The 6,611-nt window shown below is 45.2% G+C and carries 9 protein-coding genes; 2 read left to right on the top strand and 7 right to left on the bottom strand.

Annotated elements, in window-relative coordinates; all coding sequences use genetic code 11:
• Window positions 1–73: 73 nt before the first annotated feature.
• From QUA83_RS29745 to QUA83_RS29730, 4 genes are all read right to left on the bottom strand, one after another.
• Window positions 74–298 (bottom strand): hypothetical protein, encoded by a 225-nt coding sequence (locus QUA83_RS29745; protein ID WP_333297774.1) that lies wholly within the window; start codon window positions 296–298, stop codon window positions 74–76.
• A 117-nt stretch (window positions 299–415) separates the two neighbouring features.
• On the bottom strand, window positions 416–565 hold the full coding sequence (locus QUA83_RS29740) for a hypothetical protein (protein ID WP_333297772.1): 150 nt from the start codon (window positions 563–565) through the stop codon (window positions 416–418).
• A 313-nt stretch (window positions 566–878) separates the two neighbouring features.
• Window positions 879–1,091 (bottom strand): helix-turn-helix transcriptional regulator, encoded by a 213-nt coding sequence (locus tag QUA83_RS29735; RefSeq protein WP_333213320.1) that lies wholly within the window; start codon window positions 1,089–1,091, stop codon window positions 879–881.
• A gap of 20 nt (window positions 1,092–1,111) precedes the next feature.
• Window positions 1,112–1,324 (bottom strand): helix-turn-helix transcriptional regulator, encoded by a 213-nt coding sequence (locus QUA83_RS29730; protein ID WP_333174585.1) that lies wholly within the window; start codon window positions 1,322–1,324, stop codon window positions 1,112–1,114.
• A gap of 129 nt (window positions 1,325–1,453) precedes the next feature.
• Here QUA83_RS29730 and QUA83_RS29725 point away from each other — a divergent pair, with 129 nt between their 5' ends.
• Window positions 1,454–1,696 carry a hypothetical protein gene (locus QUA83_RS29725; RefSeq protein WP_333297770.1) on the top strand — a complete coding sequence of 81 codons (243 nt, stop codon included), beginning with the start codon at window positions 1,454–1,456 and terminating at the stop codon, window positions 1,694–1,696.
• 129 nt (window positions 1,697–1,825) lie between these two features.
• On the top strand, window positions 1,826–2,614 hold the full coding sequence (locus tag QUA83_RS29720; RefSeq protein WP_333297768.1) for a DUF4058 family protein: 789 nt from the start codon (window positions 1,826–1,828) through the stop codon (window positions 2,612–2,614).
• Window positions 2,615–2,771: 157 nt separating this feature from the next.
• On the opposite strand, the gene QUA83_RS29715 is transcribed toward QUA83_RS29720, so the two are convergent.
• From QUA83_RS29715 to QUA83_RS29705, 3 genes are all read right to left on the bottom strand, one after another.
• Entirely contained in the window at window positions 2,772–4,526 is a 1,755-nt protein-coding gene (locus QUA83_RS29715) for a bifunctional serine/threonine protein kinase/MFS transporter (RefSeq protein WP_333297766.1), read from the bottom strand.
• A gap of 155 nt (window positions 4,527–4,681) precedes the next feature.
• On the bottom strand, window positions 4,682–5,353 hold the full coding sequence (locus QUA83_RS29710; RefSeq protein WP_333244779.1) for an ABC transporter ATP-binding protein: 672 nt from the start codon (window positions 5,351–5,353) through the stop codon (window positions 4,682–4,684).
• 23 nt (window positions 5,354–5,376) lie between these two features.
• A complete protein-coding gene (locus tag QUA83_RS29705; RefSeq protein ID WP_190663726.1) occupies window positions 5,377–5,646 on the bottom strand; it encodes a hypothetical protein in 270 nt (89 codons plus the stop codon).
• Between the last annotated feature and the right edge of the window lie 965 nt (window positions 5,647–6,611).

The following is a 6,611-nucleotide window of genomic DNA, read 5'->3' as shown; positions in this document are numbered from 1 at the left end:
GAATTTAACAGGCTTTTCAATTCACCTATCATTTTCAGTTTGTTTTGTCAACTCCTAATACTGAACCGACGCCCTAGGACTTTTTTGCTAATACTTTAATCAATTTCCGAAACGTTGGGAAATGCTGCTGGAAAAAATTCTCTGTATCCAATTCTGCCTCGTAGGAAACTCCCACAAACGGCGGAATGCTTGAGATTACGCCTTTAAGTTTCGCGGCTGCTGTCGGTCCCGGTTGGTTCAGCTTGTCCCGAATCTCCTGCAAAATCTGAATTACCTCATCGGGATACTGTCGCTGCACTTCAATTTGCCCAACTTCTTCGACTATCTCGGCAACAATAATCTCAGCTTCCTGTTCGGGAATTTCTACCGTTTTCGTTTGCTGAGCGAGAACCTGCCAATACTTTTCTTCCTCTTCTTAAATCTCCTTACATAGCTCTCTAATTTGCTGTTTAATTAGGGTTTTATCTTCTAATCTTGCTAAAACTTGAGCCTTCTCCTTGCCCCCTAATTGCTCTCGCAGCGATTCCAAGTTCTCTTCTATGTCAGACAGACGATTAATTGGCATTAATATAACTCCGGCAGAATGAACAACTCTTGACTCTAATCTACAACCGGAAAATTCCAATATCCGCATTAATGCGATCGAACTGATATCTTGCATTTGTTGCCAGATTCCGGCAGGGGTTTCAACCCCTGCCTCAAAGCGAAAGTCCACTTAAGTGGACTGAAGAAAGGATTGATTAAAAATTTAAAAAAAAGGATTGAAGCGGAGATCGATCGCCTTTTCAGTCGTCTTTAGACGACTTGAGCTTTGAGGCGGGGGTTTCAACCCCCGACGGACTGTTGCAACAAGTGCAAAAACTAAATCACAAATCAGTTTACCGTTCCAAAACCTCAACCAAATCTTCGATCATCAAATCGAAGACAGCAGCAAGTTTCTGCAAAGCCGTATAGTCCACCGTTGCCATTTTGGGAGCTTGGGCGTATTTTTTAACCGTGCTGTAGGGAATTCCCGTTCTGTCAGAGACTTCTTTCAGCGTCCAACCCTTTTCCTCAGCTAGTTCTCGAACCCGCAAACGAATTAGCCCCATCTTCCCGCTGATAAATCAGTTTACTGTTCCAGAATTTCCACTAAATCCTCGATCGCAATCTCAAAAGCACGAGCCATCTTGTCCAAAGCCGTGTAGTCAACAGTTGCCATACCTGGAGAACTGGCATAGGTGGCGATCGTAGTGTATGGAATACCCGTTCTGTTGGAGACTTCCCTGAGAGTCCAACCCTTCTCTTGAGCAAGTTCTCGAACTCGCAGTCTAATTCGTCCCATTCCGCCCTTGACAATTACGACTACTCGTAATTTAATGAATATACAGTTAATAGCGATCGCCCTCCGACCTGAGAAATCAAGAGCGATCGCCTTTCATTCACCACCCACAAAAGTGGGAAGGATTTTCCTATGATACCAAAACAACCGACATATCGCGATCGACTTCAACCTTGGTGCATAATTCGCCACCTCCCCAAATGTCAGCGGTTAACAGTCGCCCGTTTCAGCCGCCGCCCCGATGCCGAATCTTACCTAAATGCACTGCGCCGTTTAATGCCCGCAGTCCCGCATACAATTGTTTTCGTAAATGCGGTGTCCGTGTTAAATGAAAACAGCGTTCCAATTCAAACACAATTGCCGATCGAAGTTTAATTGTTGAAAAGTGCGGTCGCCCTTCCACAAATAGGAATTATTCTATTTTACCGGAAGTGCGATCGGCCCTAAATTCCCCAAAAAAATGTTGCTAAACTATAAATAGACTTGAGTCAAGGAGTCACATCAATGCCATCTCCCTTTCCCGGTATGGACCCGTATTTAGAGCATCCCGAACTCTGGCCTGCCCTACATCACTTGTTAATTAGTGAAATTTTTAGATTTTTGTCTCCACAACTGCGTCCTAAGTATTTAGTCTCGTTGGAAGTGAGAATCTATGAAACCGCTGATGATGATTTGTCAATTGGCATTCCTGATGTAAACGTAATTCACCCAAGAACTACAACCGAATTAATCACATCAAACGTAGCCGTTGCAGCGCCACCAACACAACCCTTGACAGTAAATATTCCCATGCCCTACCAGGTTCGGGAAGGCTATTTAGAAATTAGAGAAAGAGGAAACCAAGAACTAATCACCCTGATTGAAATCCTCTCGCCTAGCAATAAGCGCACAGGAAAAGGACGACAAATGTACGAAGAAAAACGAGAAGAAATTTTAGGTAGCCGCACTCATTTAATTGAAATAGATTTATTGCGGCGCGGTCGAAAAATGCCAGTTATTGGCAATAATGTTGAAAGTCACTATAGCGTTTTGGTATGTCGGGGAAATCGCCGTCCCAGAGCCGATTTGTACGCTTTTAACGTGCAAAACGCGATGCCTGCCTTTCCTCTGCCGCTGCGATCGGGCGATACCGAACCTGTCATAAACTTGCAGGAATTATTCAATCAAATTTACGACATAGCAAGTTACGACCTCAAGATAGATTATCGCAACTGGGAAGTCATACCACCGCTGTCAGAAGCCGATACAATTTGGGCAGATGCTTGGTTGCGCGATCGGGGATTGCGAGATTGATTGGGTATCAAACACTGGTACACCGCTGTTGTCTAACTCATCACGATCGTTCGATGAATTAATTTTAATTTCCCCGAAACTTTTAGAGTGAACTTCACGCTATATGAATTTTTATTGGAATAATGTTCTGTGAGGTTGTTATGCAGTCGCCTATATCTCACGGCTGAATCAAGTTTTGTTCGGACTTACGGTAGCGGGCAATCAACCAGCGATGTTTAAGGGATGGATACAACAACATAGCTGCAAGAGGCAGTCCTGAGCCCCCCAAGGTTAGCAAAGTATAGACATTTATAAAGCCGACTACCAATCCCATACCTAAAGCAATTCCCAGCACAGTGCTTAGTGCTGACAGCGTTAACACAAAGCGATCGAGTGTGATTTCTCTCCAAAAGTCACGATCCAGAAGATTAATAACAATTATATCAACCCAAACTCCAAACGCCGCTCCAAGCATTGCACCTGAGAACGCGCCAAAAATCAGTGCGAAAAAGGCAACAGAGAAACTGTGAGTCATATATATCGCCAGTCCCGTAAAAGTTAAGCCTATACCGCCCCCTATCCAACTCCATGCTTTAATTCCAAGGTGTCCTCCTGTCCCCCAAATAGTTGCTACTGTGGCAACAGCTAGAGCAATAATTCCTATAGCTGTTTGAGACCAACCTAAATTACCGATGACTATAGTTGTTATTACTGTTGAAAATATGAACAATACTGCCATGCTTTTGTAGGGAGGTTTCTTAACATCAATTGGCAAAGGTGCTGTCTGAACCCTGATAGTTACATCATGTGTTTCTGGTGAGGCATTTGTATGTAAAAGAAGATGACGCTCATAATGTTTATCTGCTGCAAGGAGGGAAGTATCTACGGTAATTTCACATTTTACTAAATTCTCCTTAAAATTAGCAGGTGAGAAGGAAATCCAAGCATGGGAATCTGGAGTATGTGGCGGATCTTGAAGATGAGGAGCTACTTCCCAACTTCCCTCTAGCAAAGTGTCAGGCATTAAGTTGCGAAAGTGAATTTTTTGTGTGATTTTTTCACCTAACCGAGTTGCTTGGAAAACCAGAGAATTTATATTTAATCTGACTTCTGGTACTCGAAAGACATACAACGATTTAAGGTCTTCCAAAGCTGTAACAGCATTTGGATAGCGATCTCTTAGCCTCGGCTGCACCATCTTTTCCAACCAGCTAACAAATCGTAAACTTAGCTGTGGGATTAGCTGACTGAACCGAATAAGATAGGGGTCATCCTCGTCCGTTAAGTCCTGAAGTGCTGTCGAGGGGGTACCTGTAAGCAAACAAATCAAGGTTGCTCCCAACCCATATAAGTCAGAGGCTTCTGTAGGTTTCCGTAGCTGTTCGGGGGGAATAAAACCGGGCGTTCCCTTAAAAACGCTACTGCCAGATACTTCCTGACTGCCAATTCGCGCAAACCCAAAATCGATCAGATAAACCCTGAGTAGATCGTCCACCAGTATATTTTCTGGTTTAATATCTCGATGGATGACTGGCGGAATTCGATTTTGCAAATAAACTAAAATCTCTAGCACGGATACAGCAATTTGCTTGATTTCTTCGGGTTCAAAACTGCGTAACACTCCTAAAGATGGTGCATCGATATACTCCTGCACCATACAGAAACCATCCGACGTGGAAAACCCTCCTAAGTAGCGAGGAATACCAGGATGGTTGAGTCCTTGCAAAACCTGAATCTCTCGTTCATGAACACTAAAAGCTGACCACTCAGAACCAGATTGAGCAAAACAAAACTGCTTGACAACAACTTGCTGTTTTATATCAGTAGTATCAATAGTTGAGGCAAGCCAGGTAATTCGTCCCCCTTCTCGATTACGTCCTAGTTCGCGGATCACCTCATATCCTTGGTAAGATAAGTCAGGATAATTGTTCATCAGTATCTCCTAAATAATCAAAACACTATTTATTCCTGAATGTTATTGGAATAAGTAACAAAACTCTAATTATTTTCGGGCGATTCCTCTGTCGGCTTCCTAGTAACTTAATGGTTGATATTAACAACAAATAGCTTTCAACCGCTACTTAACAGCTAAACATCTTGACTTTGCATCAACCGCTGCTTCAAACGCGCCGGATCTCCCCGATCGACCACCTCGCCCTTTTCCAACAAAAAAGCCCCATCGCAGTAATTCAACTCATCCAAACGGTGAGTCACCCACAAAGCCGTAATCCCGCGATTTTTCACCAACCGCTGCACCGCCGCCACCAAATCCAACTGAGAATCAGGATCTAACAAAGCCGTCGGTTCATCCAACAGCAGAATTTCGCAGTGACGGGCGATCGCGCCAGCAAGAGCAATTCGCTGCTTCTGGCCCCCACTCAAAGCATAAATCGGCCGCCGCTGCAAATCCAGCAAATTCACAGCCTCCAAAGCCTCCGCCACCCTCTCCCGCACCTGAACGTTAGAAAGCTTTTCCTCCACCAAACCAAAAGCCACATCCGCACCCACTGTCGGCATCACCAATTGATGATCCGGATTTTGGAACACAAAACCCACCCGCCCACTCAGGTCAATTTCCCCCGACTGGGGGTGCAGCAGCCCAGCCATCAGCCTCAACAGCGTAGACTTGCCGCTGCCGTTAGTGCCCAAAAGCATCCAAAACTCGCCCTTGGGTACATCCAGAGAGCAACCTTGCAACACTCGATCGCCCGACGGCCAGCAAAAACCCAAATCCCGCACAGCAACGGCTGACTGGCTCATATCGGCACCAACACCCCCAGCCCTCATTCTGCTGTCATCGAGACAAAACCAGGGGATCTGCCTGTAGATGACGCCCCCGATTTCTGAGAAACCACCACCCCAGAAATCTCGCTGCTGAGTACAGCCACCTTTTTCTCAGGATTTTTCTCGCAGGTGAGTTCCAAAATTTGCGGTTGGGAGTTGCGAATCGCCGCCAGCACCTGCTGGTAAACAGTCTCAGCGTCCTCCTCCAACTTCCGCTGCACCGACAGCGAGACGGGCGTATTTTTCACAATGATGTCAATGCTGAACATATAGTCTTAAAAACCTAAGTTTGGAGCTCTCTCCTCAGTATATATATAGGACTTACCCACGGAAACCCAGTTTCTTAGAAAAATCAGAGGTTGAGGGCGATACATCTACCAAGCCACCGGGCTTCTGACGCAAAGCGCAGAGACTCCTATATAGTAGAAGTTCCCAAATGCACGGCAAAGACTTCGGGGACTTCGAGGGCTTCGGGGGCTTCTGGGACTTCGGGGACTTCGGACAAATCAAGATCCGGAAGTTTTTTAAGAAATAGTTGCCATTGTAAAGAATTACCTCTATAATCTTGATTACGGTAAAGAAAAGTAAAGTCTGTTCATAATCCAACTCGTTTTCTGCTAAGCAGAGGCAACGGTTGGATAATACAGACTAGAAACAAATCCGTTGTAATTATATCCATTTGGAGATTTGCGTAAGTCAGTAACCCAGCCCTAAAGGGACTGAGCTTGTAAGAGCGATTAAGCAAGCTGTGCTGACGGGCCGAAGCCTTAACTGGCTACGTTATTTGAGTCACGACACTCCTTGAATGCGACGCTAGTTTTCCGCTCTGTCATTTGCAATTAAACAGTCTTAAGGTCACTGAGACAGTGTTGCAAGTCTAACAAGCTCTTATAACATTGGCGAAGCGAACATTACCCCGAAAGGGAGGCTCCACAAGAGCAAACATTATGCGTACAGGGTTGCAAGGTTTGAGGTGGTAACTGTCCCACTGAAAGTACATTACAAAAGTACACCACATCAAGCAACTCCAAGGCGGTAATGGTAAAGAAAGATTCAAGGCGGTTAAAACCGCTCGTGCGATGCCCTGAGCGTAGTCGAAGGGTCGTTTTCCTCTGTAGGCTCAACCCACTTAGTTTCCCACTTACCGAGTATTTTTTATGACAATCGCAGTCGGACGCGCCCAGACCGAAAGAGGCATCTTTGATGTCCTCGACGACTGGCTCAAACGCGATCG

Origin of the sequence: Microcoleus sp. K1-B1, from assembly GCF_036704705.1 — a bacterium.
Lineage (GTDB): Bacteria > Cyanobacteriota > Cyanobacteriia > Cyanobacteriales > Microcoleaceae > Microcoleus.
Note: the sequence above shows the minus strand (reverse complement) of the source record. Positions and strands in the feature narration are given on the sequence as shown.